The sequence below is a fragment of the Paracoccus sp. MKU1 genome (genome assembly GCF_001447385.1).
GTDB lineage: Bacteria > Pseudomonadota > Alphaproteobacteria > Rhodobacterales > Rhodobacteraceae > Paracoccus.
The window spans coordinates 36,974-60,562 of the sequence record NZ_LLWQ01000213.1 but is presented as its reverse complement, the minus strand read 5'-3'; the positions used below and the strand labels follow the sequence as shown (position 1 = coordinate 60,562).

At 68.5% G+C, this 23,589-nt stretch carries 18 protein-coding genes and 1 tRNA gene; 14 read left to right on the top strand and 5 right to left on the bottom strand.

Going from position 1 to position 23,589, the window contains the following annotated elements:
* Positions 1 to 42 precede the first annotated feature (42 nt).
* From AQY21_RS22525 to hflX, 6 genes are all read left to right on the top strand, one after another.
* Positions 43 to 2,301, top strand: coding sequence for a PAS domain-containing sensor histidine kinase (locus AQY21_RS22525; RefSeq protein WP_058099824.1), 2,259 nt, complete (start codon positions 43 to 45; stop codon positions 2,299 to 2,301).
* Entirely contained in the window at positions 2,298 to 3,686 is a 1,389-nt protein-coding gene (locus tag AQY21_RS22520; RefSeq protein WP_058099823.1) for a sigma-54 dependent transcriptional regulator, read from the top strand. Before AQY21_RS22525 ends, AQY21_RS22520 begins: the two co-directional genes overlap by 4 nt.
* Before the next feature lie 332 nt (positions 3,687 to 4,018).
* The gene (gene trkA, locus AQY21_RS22515) at positions 4,019 to 5,395 is read left to right on the top strand and encodes a Trk system potassium transporter TrkA (RefSeq protein WP_058099822.1); all 1,377 of its coding nucleotides are present in this window, start codon (positions 4,019 to 4,021) and stop codon (positions 5,393 to 5,395) included.
* An 8-nt stretch (positions 5,396 to 5,403) separates the two neighbouring features.
* Positions 5,404 to 7,026, top strand: coding sequence for a potassium transporter TrkG (locus AQY21_RS22510; protein ID WP_058099821.1), 1,623 nt, complete (start codon positions 5,404 to 5,406; stop codon positions 7,024 to 7,026).
* A 75-nt stretch (positions 7,027 to 7,101) separates the two neighbouring features.
* The gene (gene hfq / locus AQY21_RS22505; RefSeq protein ID WP_017999735.1) at positions 7,102 to 7,335 is read left to right on the top strand and encodes an RNA chaperone Hfq; all 234 of its coding nucleotides are present in this window, start codon (positions 7,102 to 7,104) and stop codon (positions 7,333 to 7,335) included.
* Positions 7,336 to 8,643, top strand: a complete 1,308-nt coding sequence (hflX, locus tag AQY21_RS22500; RefSeq protein ID WP_058099820.1) for a GTPase HflX — start codon at positions 7,336 to 7,338, stop codon at positions 8,641 to 8,643.
* A 396-nt stretch (positions 8,644 to 9,039) separates the two neighbouring features.
* Here the strand turns inward: hflX and AQY21_RS22495 are convergent.
* The 4 genes from AQY21_RS22495 to AQY21_RS22480 form a co-directional block, all read right to left on the bottom strand.
* Positions 9,040 to 9,129 (bottom strand) — tRNA-Ser (locus tag AQY21_RS22495).
* A gap of 46 nt (positions 9,130 to 9,175) precedes the next feature.
* Positions 9,176 to 10,510, bottom strand: coding sequence for a HAMP domain-containing sensor histidine kinase (locus AQY21_RS22490; protein WP_058099819.1), 1,335 nt, complete (start codon positions 10,508 to 10,510; stop codon positions 9,176 to 9,178).
* Entirely contained in the window at positions 10,507 to 11,169 is a 663-nt protein-coding gene (locus AQY21_RS22485; RefSeq protein ID WP_058099818.1) for a response regulator transcription factor, read from the bottom strand. Before AQY21_RS22485 ends, AQY21_RS22490 begins: the two co-directional genes overlap by 4 nt.
* The gene (locus AQY21_RS22480) at positions 11,166 to 11,564 is read right to left on the bottom strand and encodes a hypothetical protein (RefSeq protein ID WP_058099841.1); all 399 of its coding nucleotides are present in this window, start codon (positions 11,562 to 11,564) and stop codon (positions 11,166 to 11,168) included. Before AQY21_RS22480 ends, AQY21_RS22485 begins: the two co-directional genes overlap by 4 nt.
* A 129-nt stretch (positions 11,565 to 11,693) precedes the next feature.
* On the opposite strand from AQY21_RS22480, the gene AQY21_RS22475 reads away from it, so the two are divergent.
* The 7 genes from AQY21_RS22475 (at position 11,694) to AQY21_RS22445 (ending at position 21,466) form a co-directional block, all read left to right on the top strand.
* The gene (locus AQY21_RS22475) at positions 11,694 to 12,602 is read left to right on the top strand and encodes a hypothetical protein (protein ID WP_058099817.1); all 909 of its coding nucleotides are present in this window, start codon (positions 11,694 to 11,696) and stop codon (positions 12,600 to 12,602) included.
* 224 nt (positions 12,603 to 12,826) lie between these two features.
* The gene (locus AQY21_RS22470; RefSeq protein ID WP_238986882.1) at positions 12,827 to 14,368 is read left to right on the top strand and encodes a glucan biosynthesis protein; all 1,542 of its coding nucleotides are present in this window, start codon (positions 12,827 to 12,829) and stop codon (positions 14,366 to 14,368) included.
* A gap of 5 nt (positions 14,369 to 14,373) precedes the next feature.
* On the top strand, positions 14,374 to 16,539 hold the full coding sequence (gene mdoH / locus AQY21_RS22465) for a glucans biosynthesis glucosyltransferase MdoH (RefSeq protein ID WP_238986881.1): 2,166 nt from the start codon (positions 14,374 to 14,376) through the stop codon (positions 16,537 to 16,539).
* Positions 16,536 to 17,669 carry an OpgC domain-containing protein gene (locus AQY21_RS22460; protein WP_058099814.1) on the top strand — a complete coding sequence of 378 codons (1,134 nt, stop codon included), beginning with the start codon at positions 16,536 to 16,538 and terminating at the stop codon, positions 17,667 to 17,669. Before mdoH ends, AQY21_RS22460 begins: the two co-directional genes overlap by 4 nt.
* Before the next feature lie 69 nt (positions 17,670 to 17,738).
* On the top strand, positions 17,739 to 19,406 hold the full coding sequence (locus AQY21_RS22455; protein WP_058099813.1) for a formate--tetrahydrofolate ligase: 1,668 nt from the start codon (positions 17,739 to 17,741) through the stop codon (positions 19,404 to 19,406).
* A gap of 3 nt (positions 19,407 to 19,409) precedes the next feature.
* A complete protein-coding gene (locus AQY21_RS22450) occupies positions 19,410 to 20,015 on the top strand; it encodes a nicotinate-nucleotide adenylyltransferase (protein ID WP_058099812.1) in 606 nt (201 codons plus the stop codon).
* Positions 20,012 to 21,466 carry a D-alanyl-D-alanine carboxypeptidase/D-alanyl-D-alanine-endopeptidase gene (locus AQY21_RS22445; protein ID WP_058099811.1) on the top strand — a complete coding sequence of 485 codons (1,455 nt, stop codon included), beginning with the start codon at positions 20,012 to 20,014 and terminating at the stop codon, positions 21,464 to 21,466. The genes AQY21_RS22450 and AQY21_RS22445 overlap by 4 nt, the downstream gene beginning before the upstream one ends.
* Here the strand turns inward: AQY21_RS22445 and AQY21_RS22440 are convergent.
* On the bottom strand, positions 21,463 to 21,885 hold the full coding sequence (locus tag AQY21_RS22440) for a tellurite resistance TerB family protein (protein ID WP_058099810.1): 423 nt from the start codon (positions 21,883 to 21,885) through the stop codon (positions 21,463 to 21,465). The two genes, AQY21_RS22445 and AQY21_RS22440, sit on opposite strands and share 4 nt — an antisense overlap.
* Positions 21,886 to 21,974: 89 nt before the next feature.
* On the opposite strand from AQY21_RS22440, the gene AQY21_RS22435 reads away from it, so the two are divergent.
* Positions 21,975 to 23,567, top strand: a complete 1,593-nt coding sequence (locus AQY21_RS22435) for a lysine--tRNA ligase (protein ID WP_058099809.1) — start codon at positions 21,975 to 21,977, stop codon at positions 23,565 to 23,567.
* Positions 23,568 to 23,589 lie beyond the last annotated feature (22 nt).

Sequence of the window (23,589 nt, the reverse complement as noted above, 5' to 3'; positions counted from 1 at the left end):
AACGGCCGCGGACACAGCGGCGAAACCGTGAGGACGGGCAAGGTGGCGGGAACGCTGTCCAAGGGTACATGGGAGCGCGTCGCACGTTTGCGGCGGCTTCGGTTCTATCGCAATGCCGCAACCCTTGGCCTGGCCCTGCTGGGGCCGGCGCTGGCGGGGCTGACCTTTGCCGTAATGGGGCCCTTTGCCGATGCCACCTCGGGCGGCTCGGTACTGCGGCTGGTGCTGCTGGCGGACCTGCTCTACCTGATCGTGCTGGCCGGCCTGGTCGTGGCGCGCATGGCTCAGATCGTCGCGGCGCGGCGCAAGTCGGCGGCGGGCTCGCGGCTGCATATGCGGCTGGTGGGCGTCTTTGCCACCATCGCGCTGGTGCCCACGGTGCTGGTCGCCCTGTTCGCCGGGCTGACGGTGAATATCGGCCTGGAGGGCTGGTTCTCGAACCGGGTGCAGCAGGTGGTTTCGACCTCGCTCTCGGCCGCCGAGGCCTATCAGGACGAACATCGCCGCGACCTGACCAACGACGCCAAGCTGCTGGCCGGGGCGCTGACCCAAGCGGCGCGGCAGAACCCGATGCTGGACGATGGCGAATTGCGGCTGCTTCTGGGCCAGGGCCAGGCGCTGATCCAGCGCGGGCTGCGCGAGGCCTATGTCATCGACGGCCGCGGCACCATCCGCGCCCGGGGCGAGCGCAGCTATCAGTTCTGGTATGAACAGCCCGGCCCCACCCAGTTCGACGAAGCGGCGACCCGCGGGCTGGTGCTGATCGAGGACTGGCAAAACAACGAGTTCCGCGCCCTGGTGCCGCTGGCGCCGCTGGCCGACCGCTATCTCTACGTCACCCGCGACGTGGACGGCAGCCTGTTGGGCCTGCTGGACGACACCCGCCAGACCGTCGGCGAATACCAGCGCCTGGAACAGGAGCGCGGCCGGGTGCTGTTCGAGTTCTCGCTGCTGTATCTGGGCTTCGCGCTGCTGCTCGTGGCGGCGGCGATGTGGCTGGGCCTGTGGTTTGCTGACCGGCTGTCGCGGCCGATCGGCCGGCTGGCCGAGGCTTCCGAACAGGTGGGCGAGGGCAATCTGGACCTGCAAATCCCGACGCCCGACACCGGCGACGAGATCCAGACCCTGGGCGAAAGCTTCAACCGCATGACCCGGCAGCTGAAGCAGCAGCGCCAGGAACTGGTCGAAAGCTACCGTGCCGCCGACGATCAGCGCCGGCTGTTCGATTCCGTGCTGTCCTCGGTCACCGCCGGGGTGATCGGGCTGGATGCGGCAGGCGAGATCGATTTCCTGAACCGCTCGGCCACTCGCCTTCTGGGCCTTGACCCGGCGACGGCGCATGACCGGCTGCTCTCCGAGGCGGTGCCGGAATTCGCGCCGCTGTTCGAGCGGCTGTCGCAATCGGTCAACGAATCCGTGCAGGACGAGATCCGCCTGAGCCGCGAGGGCCGGGTGGAAAGCCTGCTGGTGCGCATGGCGATCCGCCGCGGCGCGGCCGGCGGGCTCGAGGGCTATGTGGTGGCGCTGGACGACGTGACCGACCTGGTCTCGGCGCAGCGCATGGCCGCCTGGGGCGACGTGGCCCGCCGCGTCGCGCATGAGATCAAGAACCCGCTGACCCCGATCCAGCTTTCGGCCGAGCGGCTGAAGCGCAAGTTCGGCCCCATCGCCGGCGAGGAACGCGAGGCGCTGGAGCAATATACCGAGGTCATCATCCGCCAGACCAACGACCTGCGCCGGATCGTGGACGAATTTTCCCGCTTCGCCCGCATGCCCGAACCGGACCGCAAGGAAACCGACATCGCCAAGCTGCTGCGCGATGCCGAGTTGATGCAGCGCGATGCGCTGCAAGGCGCGCTGGTCTCGGACATCCCCGACGAGCCGGTGATCGTCGATGCCGATGCCGGCATGATGCGGCAAGTCTTCACAAACCTGTTGAAGAATGCTGGAGAAGCACTTGACGAATTGCGGGAAAACCCGCCGGAAGGCTGGAATCCCCAGGTCCGGGTCCAACTGCGCACGGCCCCCGATGCGGTGACCATCCGCATCACCGACAACGGCCCGGGCCTGCCCGAGGACCGCACCCGGCTGTTCGAACCCTATGTCACTATGAAACCCGGCGGCACCGGTCTTGGCCTGCCGATCGTCAAGAAGATCGTCGAGGAACACGGCGGCAGCCTGATGCTGACCGACGCACCCGAGGGACGGGGCGCCATGGCCGAAATCCGACTGCCGCGCGAGCGCCAGCCGGTGCGGCTGTCCGTGCGCCGCCAGAAACATGAGCAGGAAGCATTCAAATGAGCGATATTCTGATTGTCGATGATGAGCGGGACATCCGCGAACTGATTTCCGACATCCTGCGCGACGAGGGCTTCTCGACCCGCCTCGCCGCCAATTCCGACCAGGCGGTGGCCGAGCTGAACGCGGCCGAGCCGACGCTGATGATCCTCGACATCTGGCTCAAGGACAGCAAGATGGACGGGATCGACATCCTCAAGCAGGTCAAGCGCAACAATCCCGACGTCCCGGTGGTCATCATCTCGGGCCACGGCAATATCGAGATCGCGGTGGCGGCGATCAAGCAGGGCGCCTATGACTTCATCGAGAAGCCCTTCAACATCGACCAGCTGCTGGTGGTGATCCGCCGCGCCATGGAGACGGCGCGGCTGCGCCGCGAGAACGCGACGCTGAAGCGCGGCGAGGCGCGGGCAGCCGAGATGCTGGGCAATTCCGCGCCCTTCCGCAGGCTGCGCGAACAGCTCGACAAGGTGGCGAAGTCGAACGGCAGGGTGATGCTGACCGGCGAGCCGGGGGCCGGCAAGGAGATCGCCGCGCGCTACGTCCACGCCCACAGCCCGCGGGCCCGCGAGCCCTTCGTCACCGTGCCCTGCGCCACCATCGAGCCCGAGCACATGGAGGAAGTGCTGTTCGGCCGCGAGACCCCCGAGCGCGGCATCGAGCCGGGCCTTCTGGAACAGGCGCATGGCGGGGTGATCTATTTCGACGAGGTGGCGGACATGCCGCTCGGCACCCAGCCCAAGATCCTGCGGGTGCTGACCGAGCAGCAGTTCCAGCGCGCCGGCGGCACCGACAAGGTGCGGGTGGACCTGCGGGTGATCTCCTCGACCAATCGCGACCTCGCGGCCGAGATCGCCGCCGGCCGCTTCCGCCAGGAACTCTACGACCGGCTGAACGTCGTGCCGGTCGCCGTCCCCTCGCTGGCCGAGCGCCGTGACGATATTCCGATGCTGGCCGAACATTTCATCGAACAGTTCCACGCCAACCAGGGCTTGCCGCTGCGTGCCCTGCCCGAGGAGACCAGCGCCGCGCTGCAAGCGATGAACTGGCCGGGCAATATCCGCCAGCTGCGCAACGTGATCGAGCGGGTCCTGATCCTGGGCGACGGCACCGGGCCGATCCCGCCCTCGGAACTGGAAGGCCAGAACGGCAGCACCAGCACCAGCGAGGCGCTGGCGCTTGGCCCGCAGATCACCAGCCTGGCGCTGCGCGAGGCGCGCGAACTCTTCGAGCGGGAATATCTGCTGGCGCAGATCAACCGCTTCGGCGGCAATATCAGCCGCACGGCGCAATTCGTCGGCATGGAGCGCTCGGCCCTGCACCGCAAGCTCAAGTCGCTGGGCGTCGTCGGGGGCATGCGCGTCGAGGAGGAGATGATGGGGAAATAAGCAGCGCAGCGCCTGTCGCGCGGTCGCATGAGTATTTGGAAAACGGTGATGGCGGATTCTGCGCCCCGGACTGCCGGGAGTCCTGCAGGTCACTCCAGGGCGGTCCGGGGCGCTTTCACCGTTTGCGGTCATCGGCTCTCCAGCCTGTACCGCCTGGCTTGGCTACAGGAAAGACGTTAAGAAATGCCTAACCGCTTCACCGTTTTCCAAATACTCATGCGGCGATGAGGCAGGCGATGCGGCTGCCCGTCTTGGCCGGCGTTTTCGCTGTATCCGCCAGGCGCGCCGCGCGTTAGGATCGCGCCTCACCAAGGGCATGAACCGGGGCCGGAATGAAGATCATCATCTGCGGGGCAGGGCAGGTCGGCTGGCATATCGCGCGCCATCTTGCGGGCGAGCGCAACGATGTCACCATCATCGACACCAATGCCGAACTGATCCGGCGCGCCATTGACGCGCTGGACGTGCAGGGCGTGACCGGATTCGCCAGCCATCCCGACGTGCTGGACCGGGCGGGTGCGCGCGACGCCGACCTGATCATCGCCGCAACCCATTCGGACGAGGTGAACATGGTCACCTGCCAGGTCGCCCATTCCGTCTTCCAGGTGCCGCGCAAGATCGCGCGCCTGCGCAGCTCGGCCTATCTGGACGCGATCTATTCCGATCTCTACCGCACCGATCACCTGCCGATCGACGTGGTCATCAGCCCCGAGCGCGAGGTGGCGCGGGCGGCGATGCAGCGGCTTTCGGCACCCTCGACCTTCGATGCCGAGACGTTTCTGGAAGGGCGGCTGCATCTTTTGGGGATCTCGCTGGAATCCGACAGCCCGGTACTGAACACGCCGCTGCGCCAGCTCAACGACATGTTCATCAGCCTCAGCGCCATCGTGGCCGGGGTGCGGCGCGGCGGCAAGCTGTTCGCACCCGAGCCGGGGGATCAGCTGTTCGAGGGTGACCAGGTCTATGTCTTCACCCTGACCGAGGACGTGCCGCGGACGCTGGAGATCTTTGGCAAACCGATGGCCAAGCAGGAAAGCGTGGTCATCATCGGCGCCGGCAATGTGGGCCTTGCCGTCGCGCAATCGCTGGAGGCGCGGCCCGAACGGATTCGCGTCAAGTTGATCGAGCGCAGCCGTGCCCGGGCCGAGGATGCGGCCGACGCGCTGAACCGCACCATCGTGCTCAATGGCGACGGGCTATCGGCCGAACTGCTGGAGGAGGCCGCCGTGCCGCGCGCCGATGCGGTTCTGGCCATCACCGACGACGACAAGACCAACATCCTGGCCGCGGTGCGGGCCAAGCAGGCCGGGGCGAAGCTGGCGATCTCGCTGGTCAACGACCCGACCCTGATGTCGCTGATGGAGCCCCTGGACATCGACGCTTTCATCAACCCGCGCGCCAGCACCGTCTCGACCATCCTGCGCCACATCCGGCACGGGCGGGTGCGCGACATCTATTCCATCGGCGATGCCGAGGCCGAGGTGATCGAGGCGCAGGTGCTTTCGACCTCGCCCATCGCCGGCCGGGCGGTGCGCGACATCGACTTTCCCGAAGGCGCGCTGATGGGCGCCGTCCGCAAGGGCGGGCGGGTGGTCAAGCCGACGGGCGACCTGCGCATCGAGGAGGGCGATATCGTGGTGATCTTCGCGCTGGTCTCCGACATTCCCGAGGTCGAGCGCCTGCTTCAGGTCTCGATCGACTTCTTCTGAGGCCGGGGATGAAGCTGCTGCTGCGCCTGCCGCTGATCGTGATCCTGGGGGGGATCGGCGCGCTGGCGATGGTGCTGCCGGGGCTTTATGCCCATGCGCTGGAGAGCCACAAGATCGGCTCGATCTTCCTGGGGGCGGCGGGGCTGTTCGTGATCCTGGCGGCAATCCTGGGCCTCGCCACCGCCGGCCGGCCCGAGGGGCCGCGGGCGCGCAGCGTGCTGCTGACCATGCTGGGCACCATGGCGCTGTTGCCGGCCATGCTGGCCGCGCCCTTTGCCATGGCCCTGCCCGATACCGGCTTCTTCAACGCCTGGTGGGAGATGATCTCCTGCCTGACCACCACCGGGGCCTCGCTCTATTCGGCCGATCTGCTGCCGGCGCCGCTGCATCTGTGGCGGTCCATCGTCGGCTGGCTGGGCGGGCTCTTCATGCTGGTCGCGGCCATCGCGCTGCTCGCGCCCCTGCGGGTGGGGGGCTTCGAAATCATGTCCTCGCCCTATGGCCGCAGCGAGCGGTTCGAGCGGCTGCCGCGCTCGGCCGACGGGCTGCGCGGCGCCGGCTATCTGTCGCATCCCGCCTTCCAGACCGAACTGGCCGATCCGGCCCACCGGGTGGTGCGGGCTGGGCGGGTGGTGCTGCCGGTCTATGCCGGGCTGACGCTGTTGATGTGGATGCTGCTGCTGATGCTGGGCGAGACCGGGCTGGTGGCGCTGACCCGTGCCATGGGCACGCTGTCGACCAGCGGCATCAGCCCGGTCGACGGCCCGGCCGGGCAGGGCAGCGGCATCGCCGGCGAGGTGGTGATCTTCCTGTTCCTGATCCCGGCGCTGTCGCGCCGCTTCTGGCCGGGCGGCGGCGAGCTGAAGGCCAGCGAAAGCTGGATCGAGGATCCCGAGCTGCGCATGGCCGCCGGCGTGGTGCTGCTGGTCTCGGTCGTGCTGTTCGCGCGGCATTTCGCCGGCGCCATCGGCGTCTCTCCGACCGGGGCCAAGGGTGTGCTGGACACGCTGGACAGTGCCGCCTCGGCCGCCTGGGGCGGGATCTTCAACGGGCTCAGCTATCTGACCACCACCGGCTGGAACTCGGTCGAATGGCAGGGGGCACGCAACTGGTCGGGGCTCAGCTCTCCGGGCCTGATGCTGGCGGGGCTGGCGATGATGGGCGGCGGCGTCGCCACCGCCGCGGGCGGGGTCAAGCTGCTCCGGGTCTATGCGCTCGCGCGCCATTCCGAGCGCGAGCTGGAGCGGATCGTGCATCCCAGCTCGGTCGGGGGCGGCGGGCTGATGGCGCGGCGGCTGCGGCGCGAGGGGGCCTATCTCGCCTTCATCTTCTTCATGCTTTTCGCCAGTTCCATCGCCGTGACGGTGATGTTGATCTCCCTGCAACGGATCGAGTTCGATTCGGCCACCATCCTGTCGATCGCGGCGCTGACCAATACCGGCCAGCTGGCGGGCGCGATTCCGCTGACGCCGACCTTTCAGGGCTCGGCCGGCATGGCGGGGGCACCCTGGGCCGGCTGGGCCGGGCTGCCGGGGCTGACAAAAGCCGTGCTGGCCGGCGCGATGATCGTCGGCCGGATCGAGACGCTGGCGCTTCTGGCGCTGCTCTCGCCCGAATACTGGCGGCGTTAGGGCGGACACATGCTTGCAAGCCGCTGCCCGCTCGCCTAAGTCTTGAAAACCAGCGATAAGAACAAGGTGCCCCGAATGGCCGGCGACAAACAGAACCTCCAGGACGCTTTTCTGAACCATGTGCGCAAGGGCAAGGTCCCGGTCACGATTTTCCTTATCAACGGTGTGAAATTGCAGGGTGTCATCACCTGGTTCGACAATTTCTGCGTGCTCCTGCGCCGTGACGGCCAGTCGCAGCTGGTCTACAAGCACGCCATTTCGACCATCATGCCGGGGCAGCCGATCAGCCTCTATGACGGCGAGGACTGATTGGCCGAGCCGTCGGAAACCCGCGAGCGGCCGACCCGGGCCTATGTGATCCATCCCGATCTGGGCAATTCGCGCACCCGCCGCTCGCCCGAGCTGGCGCTGGAGGAGGCGGTGGCCCTGGCCCATGCCCTGCCCGCCATCGAGGTGGCCGGGGCCGAAGTGGCGCGGCTGCGCAATCCCGATCCGGGGATGCTGTTCTCCAAGGGCAAGCGCGAGGAGATCGGCCAGCACCTCAAGGCCGCCGCCGAGGGCGAGGGGGCCGAGCTGGTGCTGATCGACGGGCCGGTGACTCCGGTCCAGCAGCGCAACCTGGAAAAGGAATGGGGCGTCAAGATCCTGGACCGCACCGGGCTGATTCTCGAGATCTTCGCGGATCGCGCCCAGACGCGCGAGGGCGTGTTGCAGGTGGAACTGGCGGCGCTGGCCTATCAGCGCACCCGTCTGGTGCGGGCCTGGACGCACCTGGAACGCCAGCGCGGCGGCTTGGGCTTCGTCGGCGGTCCCGGCGAGACCCAGATCGAGGCCGACCGCCGCGCCATCGACGAGCAGGTGGTGCGCCTGCGCCGCCAGCTTGAGCGCGTGGTCAAGACCCGCGAGCTGCATCGCAAGGCCCGCGCCAAGGTGCCCTATCCGATCGTGGCGCTGGTCGGCTATACCAATGCCGGAAAATCGACGCTGTTCAATCGTCTGACCGGGGCCGAGGTGCTGGCGCAGGACCAGCTTTTCGCCACGCTGGACCCGACCATGCGGCAGATGGTGCTGCCGGGCGGGCGCCGGGTGATCCTGTCGGATACGGTGGGCTTCATCAGCGACCTGCCGCATGAACTGGTCGCCGCCTTCCGCGCCACGCTGGAGGAGGTGCTGGCCGCCGACCTGATCCTGCATGTGCGCGACATCAGCCATCCCGAGACCGAGGAGCAGGCGGGCGACGTGGGCGAGATCCTCGATTCGCTGGGCGTCGAGGAGGACGTGCCGCTGATCGAGGTCTGGAACAAGATCGACGCGCTCTCGCCCGAGACCCGCGCGGCCTTGCTGCGCACCGATGCGCGGACCGAGGGCGTGCAGGCGATCTCGGCATTGACGGGCGAGGGGCTGGACGCGCTGCTCGCCGCGATCGAGGCGCGGCTGGCCGAGGCGCTGGATGAGCCACGCCGCGCGGCGGAACTGGTGCTGCCGCATTCGGACGGCCGCCGCCGGGCTTGGCTGCACGAGCAGGGAGTGGTCACCGCCGAGGACGTGGCCGAGGACGGCGTGCGGTTGCGCCTGCGCTGGACGGATCGGCAGAGGGCGGCCTTCGAGGCGCTTTGAACGGCTGCCTCCCGTCGGTAGCGCAGGGGGATGCGGGCCATGGGATCGATCCGGACGATCTCCCTCCGGGGCGGATAGCTTGCCCGATTTCGCGCCGCTTGGCGCCGACCATGATGCGCAGCAGCCAAGCGGGCCGATTTGTGGTAAAGGCCTTTGCAGCCGCCCGCCGCTGTGGGCATGGGCGCTCCTGCGCCCGTCGTGCCTGGTCCGCTTCGCCGCCCGCGCGTCCCGTTCCGTCGGCAGCGTCGTTCCCGCCGTAGTGTCCTGCCTACCGTTCACCCTGCCATTTTTTTCAGCCGCTGCCCGCCATGCGAAGCAACGCCATTGTAGGTTTCTGGCATAAATAATTAATTTGATGGATATCTTGAATTTCCGCTACGCAGGACGTCGCGGCGATGGCGGAAGCGGTGGGATTCGAACCCACGGTGGGGTCTCCCCCACGCTGGTTTTCAAGACCAGAGCCTTAAACCACTCGGCCACGCTTCCAAGCCGGGCCGGGATAGGCTGGCGCGCGATGCGAGGCAAGGGGAATCTAGCCGCGCCGTGCAGCCGCCGCGGCCGGCAGTCGCAGGCCCGCCCCCAGTCCACCCAAGGCCGCCCGATCCAGCGTCAGCTCCCCGCCATGCAGCGCGGCCAGATCGGCGACGATGGCAAGGCCAAGGCCGGTGCCCGGAGGGCCGGCCTCGTCGAGCCGCGCGCCGCGGGTCAGCGCCAGGGCGTGATCCTGGTCCGACATGCCGGGGCCGTCGTCCTCGATCAGGATGCGCAGCTGGTCGCCTTCGACCCGGGCGGTGATGCGGAGCGCGGCCGAGGCCCATTTCACCGCGTTCTCGACCAGATTGCCGATCATCTCCTCGAGATCCTGGCGCTCGCCGGCGAAGGCGGGTTCGGCATCGGCGCGGACCTCGACGTGCAGGCCCGCCTCACGGATCGGGCCGCCCAGCACCAGCAGGATGTCCTGGATCACCGGCGCGACCGGCGTGCGCTGGCCCAGAAGTCGCGGCGCGGCCGAACTGCGGGCGCGCCGCAGATGCCAGCCGATCTGGCGGTCCATGCGGGCGATCAGCCCGTGGCCCGGATGCTCGGCCGGAAGCGCATTGTCCAGCGCAGCCAACGGCGTCTTCAGTGAATGCGCCAGATTGCCGACATGCTCGCGCGCGCGGGCCAGCACGGCGCGGTTCTGCTCCAGCAGTGCGTTGATCTCGGTGGCCATGGGGCGCAGTTCGGCTACGGCGGGCAGGGGCAGAGCGTCGGCCTGGCCGGTGCGGATGCGGCGCAGGTCGCGGCCGAGCCGGTCGAGGCTGCGCAGACCCGCCGCCACTTGCAGCAGGCTGGCCGCCGCCAAGGCCAGTCCCAAAACGACGAGCGAGACCGCCAACGGCCGGCGCAGCCGTGCCATGGCGGCGTCGATCTCGGCCCGGGGCGCGGTCACGGTCACGGCCAGGGCCGAGGCGGAATCGGGCAGGGTGAAGGCATGGCCCGTCACCCGCAGCGGCTCCGCCGCCGGGCCCAGGCCGGGGCCGCCCTGGAAATCCGCCTCGGGCGGGTTCAGCACATTGTCGAAAAGCGAAGGCGATTTCGCCATCACCCTACCGTCCTGCGTCAATTGCCAGAACCAGCCCGAAAGCGGCATCTGGAAACGCGGATCGGCCGGGGCGGGGCCGGCGGCCAGCTTGCCCTCGGCGTCGATGGTGGCGCCGGCAATCAGCGCATCGGCCACCGCCTCGGTCTCGGCGTCGAAGCGGCCGGTGATGAAATCCTCCAGGATCGCGGCGATGGCGAGATAGCCCGCGACCAGCGCCACGCCGGTCAGCAGCGCCGCCAGCCCGATCAGCCGCGCGCGGATCGAATCGCGCGGCGGGATCAAGCGGCGGTCCTCAGCACATAGCCTTCGCCGCGCCGGGTCTCGATCAGGCCCTCGCCGATCTTCTTGCGCAGCCGGCCGATCACCACCTCGATGGACTTGAAGTCGCGGTCGGCGGCGGAGTCGTAGAGGTGGTCGGACAGTTCGCTGCGGCTGACGATGCGGTTCTGGTGGTGGATCAGATAGGCGAGGATGCGGGTCTCGAACGCGGTCAGCTTCAGCGCCAGCCCGTTGCGGGTGATGACGCCCAGCTGGGTGTCGAGCCGCAGCGGCCCGGCCTTGATGACCGCCTGGGCATGGCCGGCGGCGCGGCGCACCAGCGTCTGGGCGCGGATCACCACCTCTTCCAGGCGAAAGGGCTTGACGGCATAGTCGTCGGCCCCGGCACGAAAGCCGGCCACCTTGTCGGTCCAGTCGCCGCGCGCGGTCAGGATCAGCACCGGCATGGTCACGCCGCCCTCGCGCCAGCGCGTCAGCACCTCGATCCCCGGCAGTCCGGGCAGGCCGAGGTCGAGGATCGCCAGGTCATAGGTCTCGGTCGAACCGAGGAATTCGCCCTGGGTGCCGTCGGCGGCGATGTCGCAGGCAAAGCCGCCGTCGCGCAGGGCTGCGGCCAGTTGCGAGGACAGCATCGGATCATCCTCGACGATCAGGCATTTCATGGCTTGGGACCCTTCTTGCGGGCATCGGTCAGCCCGGCGCCCGCCACTTCCAGAAAATCGCCACTATGTGCGTCCAGGCGGATCAGCAGCACGTCGCGCTTTGGCGTCAGCAGGCGCAGCTCATGCACCAGGATCACGCCGCGCGCGCGTTCCTCTGCGGTGGGCGGCACGATGCGGGCCGCGATCAGCCGGCCGCGGAACCGTTCGCCGACGATCTCGACGGCGCGGTTGAGCGGCAGGATCCGGAAGTCGTGCCGCCCAAGGCTGTCGAATTCGGGCGCCCAGTCTTCGGGCCAGGGCGGGCCGTGGCCGCGCTTGCGCTCGTCGCCAAATGTGGCGGGGGCCAGCGCAAGCGCAGCAAGAAGCGGCAGGGATATGATGCGCAAGCGGTTCATCGGCTCTATGTAATGGGCGAAATCCAAACGAAAGCCAAACGGGTCGTTGGTCTTTGGTTGGCCGGGCAGGGGCTATCACCCGATTCGTCCGGGGCCGCTAAGGATGTCCCGATAAGGAAGGAACCAGAGATGAGCAGAAAACTCTCGACCTCGATCGCGCTTTCGGCCCTGCTGGCGGTGCTTGGGGCGCCGGTGCTGGCGCAAGAGACGCCCGCCGTCCCGCCGCCGCCTGCGGCCGAGGCCCAGGCACCGCTGGTGCTGCCCAAGGTGTTGCAGGACGCCGGGCTGAGCGAGGTTGTCAGCAAGCGCGGCCCGCGCGGCTCCACCCGGATCGAGGGCAAGCTGCCCGACGGCACGCAGATCGACGCCATGCTGGACGACAAGGGCCAGTTGCGCGGGATGCGCGCCAGGGGCGATGCGGCCCTGCCGCAGGCGCTGGTCGATCAACTGGTGCCGCAAGCGGTGCGTGACAACGCGATCTTTGGCGAGCTGGGCACGCTGAAGGCGGTGTTCTCCGGCGAGCGCGGCGTGATGCTGGCCGGGCAGGACGGTGAAGAGAACACGCTCCGCGCCGCCTTTGCCCAGGACGGCACGCTGCTGCGCTTTGGCCGGGGCGATGCGGGTCGCGACGGCTGGCACGACAAGCGGGCGCATGACCGCCGCGACAAGGGCCGCGACGACCATCGCGGGCATGACCGGCGGGACGGCCATCGCGACGGCCACCATGGGCCGCGCGGGGACCGGGGCTGGGATCGCGGAGACCGGGCGGCGCCGGGGCGCGACATGCCGCCGCCGCCCGCCGGCACCGCGCCCGAGGCCCCTGCCGCGGACGCACCGCAGCGCCAGGGCGCGCTGTCGCCCGTCCAGATCGACCGGGGCGAGGTGCGCATGGCGCTGACCTCGGCCGGCTATAGCCGCATCGGCGAGATCATGCAGGACGGGCCGCGCGTCGTGGCGCAGGCCGTGAACCCAGAAGGCGAGCCGGTCGCGGTCGAGCTGAATCCCCAAGGGCAGGTCATGCGGGAAATCAACCGCTGAGGCAGGTTACAGGCGCTTCGGGCCGCGCGGGCTTTCCAGCCGGCGCGGCCCTTTCGCGCGGCGATTTCGATCAACTCTCGGCAAGAGCCTGCCTTCCGGCGCGAAAAGGCTTGCCTGATCTGCGCGGCAATGCGAAATCCCCACGGAATTTCCGGGCTTTCCTGCCCGAAACATGGGGTCGGTCGATGCGTCGTCGCGAATTTGTCATCTCTGCCGGAGCGGCCATGACGGCCGTCAGCGCGCTGTCATCCTCGCTGGGGGCGGCCTTGGCGCAGGAAAGCCCCGAAGCCCAGCCGGAAGCCGCCGCCGAACCGGCCGAGCAGGCCGCGCCCAGGCCCTTCGGCTTCGAGGACGTGGCGGAAATGGCCAGGGAGCTGGCCGCGAACCCCTATGAATATCGCGATGCCGAACTGGTCGGCACCTTCGCCAACCTGACCTATGACCAGTATCGCGGCATCCGCTTTCGCCGCGACCGCGACCCCTGGGCCGGCGGCCGCGATTTCGCGCTGGACCTGCTGCCGCCCGGCGCGATCTTCCATGAGCCTGTCGATATCAGCCTGGTCGATGACGGCGTGGTGATCCCGGTCCGGTTCGACCCGCATATGTTCGATTTCGACCCGGTGCAATTTCCCGACGGCGTCGATTACGAGACGCTGGGCGACATGGGCTGGTCGGGGTTCCGCATCCGGGCACCGCTGAACCGGCCCGATGTCATGGACGAGATCGCGGTCTTCCAGGGCGCCAGCTATTTCCGCGCCGTTGCTCGCGGCACGCTTTACGGGCTGTCGGCGCGTGGCCTTGCCATCGGCACCGGCAGCGCCGAGGGCGAGGAGTTTCCGCTGTTCCGCGGCTTCTGGATCCACAAGCCCGGCCCGCAGGACCGCTCGGTGCTGGTCCATGCGCTGCTGGACAGCCGCTCGGTCTCGGGCGCCTTCGAGTTCCGGATCACGCCGGGCGCCGAGACGGTCTTCGATACTCGCGTCTCGCTGTTCCCGCGTCAGGACATGCGCAATGCCGGCATCGCGCCCCTGACCTCGATGTATTGGTTCGGGCCGACCGACCGGTCGCGCGTCGACGATTACCGCCCTGCCGTCCATGACAGCGACGGGTTGCAGATGCTGACCGGCAGCGAGCAGCGGCTGTGGCGGGTGCTGTCGGGACACAGCACCTTGCAGGTCTCGGCCTTCATGGACAACGATCCGCTGGGCTTCGGCCTGGCGCAGCGGGCGCGGGACTTCGAATCCTACAAGGATGCCGAGGCGCGCTATGAAAAGCGCCCCTCGGCCTGGATCGCGCCGCAGGACGACTGGGGCAAGGGCACCGTCACCCTGATCGAGATCCCGGTCGAGAACGAGTTCAACGACAATATCGTCTCGTTCTGGCAGCCGGCCGACGCGCTGGTGAAAGGCAATCGCTACGACTTCAACTATATTCTGGCTTTTGCGGCGGAAGTCCCTGACAGTGCGCCGATTTCCCGTGTAATCGAAACCATGTCGGGCAGGGCGATCAACAATCCCAACGGCCGCACCTATATCGTCGACTTCGATCTGGGGCTGTTCGGCTCCGAGGATCCGGTGCCGCAGCTGCGCGCCTCGGCCGGGCGGATCGGGCACAGCTACCTGCTGCGCCTGCCGGAACAGGGCCGGATGCGGCTGGCCTTCGAATACCTGCCCGAAGGCGCCAAGCTGGCCGATCTCTCGGCGGTGCTGAACGGTCCGAACGGCCCGCTCAGCGAGACCTGGATCGCCCGCTGGACACGCGAGTGAGCGACGTGAGCACCAGAAGCGGCCAGCCGGGCCCGTTCCCGGCCAGCGAGACCCGCACCCTGCCGCTTTCCGCCGAGGAAAGCTGGGAGGTGCTGGACCTGCCACAGCCTGGTGGGCCGGCCACGCCGCCCGAGGCGCCGCTGGACATGCCCGAGCAGGATTTCCGCGGCCGCCCGCCGCTGGGGCCGGACAGCCGCTGGCCCTCGCTTGGCACTATCGCGGCGCGACTGGTCGCCTTTGGCGGGGCCGCGGCGATCGCCTGGGCGGGCTGGCGGCAGATGGTCCTGACCTTCGGCTCGAACATGACCTGGCTGCAATCGGTGCTGCTGGTGCTGTTCGCGCTGACCTTCACCTGGGTCGGGTTCTCCTTCACCTCGATGGTCTCGGGGCTTTTCGCCCGCCGCTTGCGCACCCCGGACGGCCCGAACGAGGCAAAGGTCGCCGTGGTCATGCCGGTCTATCACGAGAACGCGGCTGCCACGGCGGGGCTGCTGGCTGCCTTGGCGCGCGACCTCTATCGCGTGGGGCTGGGCAACAGGGCCGAGATCTTCGTGCTGTCCGACAGCCGCGAGCCGCGCGCCGTCTTCGAGGAGATGGCAGCGATCAGCCGGTTGCGCGACATCTCTCCGGTGCCGGTCTGGTATCGGCGCCGCAGCTCCAACAAGGGCCGCAAGGCCGGCAATGTCGGGGAATTCGTGCGCCGCTGGGGCGGGCGCTATGACCAGATGGTAGTGCTGGACGCCGACAGCGTGGTCGGTGCGGCCACGATCAAGGCGCTGTCGGCGCGGATGAATGCCGATCCGGCGGTGGGGTTGATCCAGACCATGCCGATGCTGGTCGGCGGCCAGACCATCTTCGCCCGGCTGACGCAATTCGCCGGCCGCATCTATGGCCCGGCCATTGCCCGCGGTGTCGCGGCCTGGTCGGGCGACAGCGGCAACTTCTGGGGCCATAACGCGATCATCCGCGTCGGCGCCTTTGCGCAATGCTGCGGGTTGCCGGAACTGCCGGGCAAGCCGCCCTTCGGCGGCACCATCCTGAGCCATGACTTCGTCGAGGCCGCGCTGCTGCGCCGCGCCGGCTGGAAGGTGCGGCTGGACCACGATCTGCGCCAGAGCTTCGAGGGCTGCCCGCCCACGCTGCTGGACATGGCCGTGCGCGAGCGCCGCTGGGCGCAGGGCAACCTGCAACATGCGCGGCTGATCTTTTCGCGCGGCTTCGCCTGGATCAGCCGGGTGCATTTCGTCATCGGCATGCTGGGCTTTCTGATGTCGCCGATCTGGCTGGCGATGATCCTGGTCGGGTTGGCGCTGTCGGCCAATGTGCTGCTGTCGCGGCCGGATTACTTCCCGCAGACCTATCAGCTGTTCCCGACCTGGCCGACCTTCGATCCGGTGCGGATGCTGTGGCTGTTCATCGCCGCCATGTCCTTCCTGCTGGTGCCGAAGTTCATCGCCATCTTCCGCGCCTGGCTACGGCCGCTGGCCAAGGATTCGGGCGGCAACGTGCGGCTGCTCGCCTCGGCCATGTTCGAGATCGTGCTTTCGGCGCTGATCGCGCCGGTGCAGATGCTGATCCAGACCCGGCAGATCATCGAGATCCTGCGCGGCCGCGATTCCGGCTGGGAGGCGCAGGTCCGCGCCGGCCAGATGCCGCCCTGGCATGTCGTGCTGCGCCGCCATGCGCTGCATGTCGCGCTGGGGATCGCCACGCTGGTCGTGCTGGCCTTCCTGTCGCCCTGGCAACTGGTCTGGCTGTCGCCGATCCTGGCCGGGCTGATCCTGTCGCCGCTGACCTCGCGCTGGTCGGCCAGCCCGGTCTTCGGCCGCTGGGCGCGCCGGCAGGGCCTGCTGGTCACCCCTGAGGAGCGCGAGCCGCCCGAGGTGCTGACCGCCGCCAATGCGCTGGATTTCCGCATCGCCGGCATGCTGCCGCGCGGCGGCCTGGAGAGCCTGGGCCGCGATGCCGCGCTGCGCGCGCGCATCCTGGCGCTTTTGCCCGACAGCCCACGCGGGCCGGTCGAGGAGCGGCTGGATGCCATTTCGGCCGAGGCCAAGATCGGCCATGCCGCCTCGCAGGCGCAGGCACTAGGCTTTCTCGGTCCGGCCGAGCAGCTGGCGCTGCTCGAGAACCGTGCGCTGATCGAAGTCTTTTCGAAGTTGCCGCAATGAATCGTATCGTCGCCCTGGACATGCTGCGCGGCTATGCGCTGGTCTGCATCATGCTGGACCACATGCCGATCGGCGTGCTGCGTAACCTGACGCTGACCAATTTCGCCGTCTTCGACGCCGCCGAGCTGTTCGTGCTGCTGTCGGGCTTTCTGGTCGGCATGGTCTGGGTCAAGGTCGAGGCGCGCGAGGGCCGGCGGGCCGCGCAGATCCGCTTCCTGCGCCGTGCCGCGCAGGTCTGGCTGGCGCTGATCGCCGGGGCGATCCTGCTGGCGCTGTTCTCGGCGCTGCTGTTCAAGCTGCACATGAACCATACCGCGGTCTGGTTCCAATATGCGCGCTGGATCGTCGAACATCCCATCGGCTATGTCGCCACCGTCGCGCTGATGTGGATGCAGCCGAACCTGCTGGACGTGCTGGCGCTTTACGTGCTGCTGATCGCGACCGTGCCCCTGACGGTGCCCTTCATGCTGCGCTGGCCCTGGCTCGCGATGGCGGTGTCGGTGGTGGTCTGGATCTTTGCCCAGCCCCTGAACGCGCTGATCCCGAACCAGCGCCCGGGGCCGGGATTGCTGTTCAACCCCTTCGGCTGGCAGATGCTGTTCTTTGCCGGCGTCGCCATGGGCGCCTTCCGCGAGCGGATCATGCCGGTGCTGCGGCGGCATTCGGCGCTGCTGACCTGGGTTTCGGTCGGCGTGCTGCTGTTCGGCCTGACCATCGTGATCGCCTGGAAGATCGGCGCGCCGGCCAAGCCGGTCAGCCAGTTCCTGCGCCAGATCACCGGCGGCATCGACAAATGGTCGCTGGATTTCATGCGCTTCATCGCCATCCTGGCGGCAAGCTGGATCGTGGCGGTGCCGCTGGCGCGGCCTTTCGCCTGGATGGCCGCCACGGTTCCGGGCGAGGCGCTGGCCGAGATCGGGCGCGGCGGGCTGTTTTCCTTCGTCGTCTGCGTGATGCTGTCGATCTGGGGCGATGCGCTGGATATGACGGTGCCGCCGGGCGCGGCGAATCTGTGGCTGCGGCTGGCCATCGACCTTTGGCTGGTGACCGCCTTCTGGGCCATCGCGGCGGTCTATATGCGGCGCGAGAGCTGGCTGCCACCATTGCGGGCACGCCTCGGGCTGGGCTAGGGCGTGCCGTGGGGCTTGCCTTGGCCGGCCCCAGCCGCTCAACTGTCCGCCGCAGACCGAGGAGGGATCATGAAATCGGATATCCAGATCGCCCGCGAGGCGCAGAAGCTGCCCATCGCGCAGATCGCCGGCCGGTTGGGGCTGGGTGAGGCCGATTTCCTGCCCTATGGCCATGACAAGGCCAAGATCGCGCATGACGCCATCGCCGGGCTTGCCGGGCGCCCGCAGGGCCGGCTGATCCTGGTCACCGCGATCAACCCCACGCCGGCGGGCGAGGGCAAGACCACGACCACGGTCGGCCTGGGCGACGGGCTGAACCGGATCGGCAAGCGGGCGACGGTCTGTATCCGCGAGGCCTCGCTGGGGCCGAATTTCGGCATGAAGGGCGGCGCGGCCGGGGGCGGCCATGCGCAGATCGTGCCGATGGAAGACATGAACCTGCATTTCACCGGCGATTTCCATGCCGTCACCAGCGCGCATAACCTGCTGGCGGCGATGATCGACAACCATATCCACTGGGGCAACGCGCTGCGCATCGACCCGCGCCGGGTGACCTGGCGGCGGGTCATGGACATGAACGACCGGGTGCTGCGCCAGGTGGTGGTGGCGCTTGGCGGTCCGGCCAACGGCGTGCCGCGCGAATGCGGCTTTGACATCACCGTCGCCTCCGAGGTGATGGCGATCCTGTGCCTGGCCTCGGATCTGGCCGATTTGCAGGCACGGCTGGGCCGTATCGTCATCGGCCAGACCTTCGAGCGCAGGCCGGTGACGGCGCGCGATCTGGGCGCCGAGGGCGCGATGACGGTGCTGCTGCGCGACGCCTTGCAGCCGAACCTGGTGCAGACGCTGGAGAACAACCCGGCGCTGGTGCATGGCGGACCCTTTGCCAATATCGCGCATGGCTGCAACTCGGTCATGGCGACGCGCACGGCGCTGGCGCTGTCGGATTACGTCGTGACCGAGGCCGGCTTCGGCGCCGATCTGGGGGCCGAGAAGTTCCTCAACATCAAGTGCCGGCTGGCGGGGCTGCAACCTGCCGCCGCCGTGCTGGTGGCCACGGTGCGGGCGCTGAAGATGAACGGCGGCGTCGCCCGCGCCGATCTGGGGGCCGAGAACGTCGCGGCGTTGCGGGCGGGCTGCGCCAATCTGGGCCGCCATATCGAGAACCTGCACCGCTTCGGTCTGCCGGTGGTGGTGGCGATCAACCATTTCGCCGGCGATACCGAAGCCGAGATCGCCGCGCTGACCGGCTATTGCCAAGGGCGCGGCGTGCAGGCCGTGCTGTGCCGGCATTGGGCCGAGGGCGGCAAGGGCGCCGAGGATCTGGCCCGTGCCGTGGTCGCGCTGGCCGAGGGCGGCGCGGATTTCACGCCGCTCTATCCCGACGACATGCCGCTGGCCGAGAAGATCGAGACCGTCTGCCGCCAGATCTATCGCGCCGATCAGGTCGAGTTCCTGCCCCATATCGTCGAGCGGCTGGAGGAATGGCAGCGGGCGGGGCATGGCCATTTGCCGGTCTGCATGGCCAAGACGCAATATTCCTTTTCCGCCAATCCGGCGGCGCTTGGCGCGCCCGAGGGCTTCACCATCCCGGTGCGCGAGGTGCGGCTGTCGGCGGGCGCGGGTTTCGTGGTGGCGATTTGCGGCGACATCATGACCATGCCGGGCCTGCCGCGCGAACCCTCGGCCCTGCGGGTGGGGATCGATGCGGACGGCCATGTGCAGGGCCTGTTCTAGGGGATGCGGGCGGGGTTTCCCATCGCACGGCCGGGCATGACGGTCGGCCTGCTGGGCGGGTCCTTCGATCCCGCGCATGAAGGCCATGTGCATATCACCGACGAGGCGCTGCGCCGCTTCGGCCTCGACCGGATCTGGTGGCTGGTCAGCCCCGGCAACCCGCTGAAGCCGCACGGCCCGGCGCCGCTGGACCAGCGTATCGCGCGGGCGCGGCGGGTCATGCGCGATCCCAGGGTCGAGATCACCGGCATCGAGGCGCGGCTGGGCACCCGCATGACCCGGGACACCATCGCCGCCCTTCAGCGGCTTTACCCGGGCGTGCGCTTCGTCTGGCTGATGGGGGCCGACAATCTGGTGCAGTTCGACCGCTGGGACCGCTGGCGGGACATTGCCGCCCGGGTGCCGATCGGCGTGATCGCCCGGCCCGGCTGGCGAATGCCGGCGCGATTTTCGCGCACGGCGCGGCTGTTGTGGCGCGCCCGACTGCCCGAGTCGCGGGCCCGTGAACTCGCTCGCGCTAGGCCTCCGGCCTGGGTGATGATAAACCTGCCGCTGAACAAGCTGAGCTCCACCGCGATCCGTGCGCTGGGGCCGAAAGGACGTGTATGAACGGATGGACGCGGCGCGGTTTCATGGCGGGGCTGGGGCTTCTGGCCCTGGCGCCCGGCATGGCACCGGCGCAGCAAAGGCCGGCCGCGCGGCCCACGGGCTTCGACCCCGAGGCGCTGATTGCCGGCGCGAGCCTGGGCGGGGCGGTGGCCTATGCGGTGATCGACCCGGTCTCGGGCCAGGTGCTGGCCCAGCGTGGGGCCGACCAGCCCATGGCCCCGGCGAGCACGCTGAAGGCGGTGACGGCGCTTTACGCGCTGGATCGGCTGGGCGAGGGGCACCGTTTTGCGACCCGCGTGATCCGGGCCGGCAATACGCTGATCCTGGCGGGCGGCGGCGATCCGGTGCTGGACACCGATGCGCTGGACGAGCTGGCCGCCGCGACCGTTGCGGATGAACAGGCCGCCGGCCGCACGGCGCCGACCGCATTCGCCGTCTGGGGCGGGGCGCTGCCGCGCATCGGCCGGCTAGACCCGGCGCAGGACGAGCATCTGCCCTACAACCCCTCGATCTCGGGGATGATCCTGAACTTCAATCGGGTGCATCTGGACTGGCGGCGCGGCGACAAGGGCTATCAGCTTTCGTTGCAGGCACGGGGCCGCAGGCTGTCGCCCAGGGCCTATACGACCGCCATCGCGGCGGTGGACCGGGGGCTGCCGCTCTTTACCTATGAGGCGGGCAAGCTGGAAAGCTGGACCATCGCGCGGCGCAGCCTGGGCAAGTCCGGCAGCCGCTGGCTGCCCGTGCGCCGCCCCGAACTTTATGCGGGCGACGTATTCCAGACCCTGTGCCGAGCCCGCGGCCTGGCGCTGCCCAATCCCGAGGTGATCGAGATCCTGCCCGAGGGAACCGAGATCGCGCGCCACGAAAGTCCGGACCTGCGCCGGATCGTGCGGGACATGATGGAATATTCGACCAACCTGACCGCCGAGGTGATCGGGTTGGCGGCCAGCCGGGCGGGCGACGTGGCGGCCTCGGCCGCGGCCATGGCGGACTGGCTGCGCGGGCAGGGGATCGGCGGCGATTTCGCCTTTCACGATCACTCCGGCCTGTCGCCCTCGAATCGGGTCGGCGCGGGCATGCTGGCGACGCTGATGGCGGGGCCGGGGCAGGCGCGAGACCTGCGCGGGCTGATGAAGCTGATCCCGCTGAAGGACGCACGCGGCAAGCGCAAGGACAGCGACATCCGCATCGAGGCCAAGACCGGCACGCTGAACTTCGTGTCGAACCTGGCGGGCTATGCGCAGGCGCCCGAGGGGCGGGCGCTGGCCTTCGCCATCCTGACCGGTGACGAGCCGCGCCGCGCCGCGAGCGAGGGCCAGGAACTGCCCGAGGGCGTGATGGGCTGGACCAAACGCTCCAAGGCGCTGCAACAGGCGCTGATCGAGGGCTGGCTGGAGGAATACGGCCTTCCCGCCCCCGTCGCCGCGGCGCAGGGGGCGACGCTTTAAAGCAGGCGGTGGCGGGCCCGGGCGGCCAGTTCGATGGCGGCCGCGTGCAGGCGGTCGATGTCGAGCTGGTCGCGGATCTCGGCCAGCATCTCGGCCTCGATCTCGCCCAGCCGGCCGTCCGAGGCCGCCACGTCGCAGGCCAGCACATAGGCGGTGTCGAACAGCTTTTCCGGCAGCGCCGCGCGCACCAGGCCGAACAGCGCATCCAGCCCGTCCTCCTCCTCGAACAGCGTCACCACGGTCTGCGACACGGCACGGATGCGGTCGATGTCGTAATCGGCGAAGACGGGCGTGTGGTTCACCGCGCGCTCGATGGCGACCAGCTCGGCCGTGCGCGGGTTCTGGTCCGAGGCCGAGACCGCCACCATGACCGCGACCAGCGCGTCGCAGGGCGAGAACGAGGGCAGGCTGTCGGGCATGGCAATTCTCCTTGCGTTTCCGGGGGTAATTATTGACCATCCGCCAGCGTTTCAATACGGGGAAGTTTCGAGCCAATGGAGACCCGAAAATGACCGCCCTGCGTGACGCCGCGATGAAATCCAAGGCCTGGCCTTTCGAAGAGGCCCGCCGCGTGCTGAAACGCTATGAGAAGAAGGACCCCGAAAAGGGCTATGTGCTGTTCGAGACCGGCTATGGCCCCTCGGGCCTGCCGCATATCGGCACCTTCGGCGAGGTGGCGCGCACGACCATGATCCGCCGCGCCTTCGAGATCATCTCGGACATCCCGACGCGGCTGTTCTGCTTTTCCGACGACATGGACGGCATGCGCAAGGTGCCCGACAACGTGCCCCAGCAGGAGATGCTGCGCCAGCACCTGCAAGAGCCGCTGACCACGGTGCCCGACCCGTTCGGCGAATATGACAGCTTCGGCGCCCATAACAACGCCATGCTGCGCCGGTTCCTGGACACTTTCGGTTTCGAATACGAATTCATCAGCGCGACCGAGTTCTACAAGTCCGGCCAGTTCGACGAGACGCTGCTGAAGGCGGCCGAGAAATACGACGCCATCATGGCGGTGATGCTGGCCAGCCTGCGCGAGGAGCGCCAGCAGACCTATTCCTGCTTCCTGCCGATCAGCCCCAAGTCGGGCAAGGTGCTTTACGTGCCGATCAAGCATGTCGATGCCAAGGCCGGCACGATCACCTTCGACGACGAGGATGGCGAGGAGCTGACGCTGCCCGTCACCGGCGGCCAGGTCAAGCTGCAATGGAAGCCGGATTTCGGCGCCCGCTGGGCGGCGCTGGACGTCGACTTCGAGATGTACGGCAAGGATCACTCGACCAACACGCCGATCTATGACGGCATCTGCGAGATCCTGGGCGGGCGGGCACCCGAGCATTTCACCTATGAGCTGTTCCTGGACCAGCACGGTCAGAAGATCAGCAAGTCCAAGGGCAACGGCCTGTCCATCGACGAATGGCTGACCTATGCGGCGACCGAGAGCCTGAGCTATTTCATGTTCCAGAAGCCCAAGACCGCGAAGCGGATGTATTTCGACGTCATCCCCAAGGCGGTGGACGAATATCACCAGCAGCTGCGCGCCTATCCCGGCCAGACGGTCGAGCAGCAGCTGGCCAACCCGGTCTGGCACATCCATGGCGGCGAGGTGCCGGAATCGGACATGGTGGTGCCGTTCCAGATGCTCTTGAACCTTGCTTCGGTCGCCGGGGCCAAGGACAAGACCGGGCTTTGGGGGTTCATCCGCCGCTATGCGCCCGAGGCCAGCCCCGCGACCAACCCGGCGCTGGATCAGGCGGCCGAGTTCGCCGTGCGCTATTTCAACGATTTCGTCGCCCCGACTCGGACTTACCGCGCGCCGACCGAGGTCGAGCGGCGGGCGCTGGAGGATCTGGCCGGGCGGCTGGCGGCATGGGAGCAGCCGGCGGATGCCGAGGCCTTGCAGACCATGGTCTTCGCCATCGGCCGCGAGCACGGGTTCGAGCCGATGAAGGACTGGTTCCAGGCGCTCTATCAGGTGCTCTTGGGCGCCGATCAGGGGCCGCGCTTCGGCGGCTTCATCGCGCTTTACGGCGTGGACGAGACCCGGGCGCTGATCGAGCGGGCGCTGGCCGGTGAACTGGTGGCCGAGCCAACCGCCTGATCCGGTGCAGGAATTTCATGTT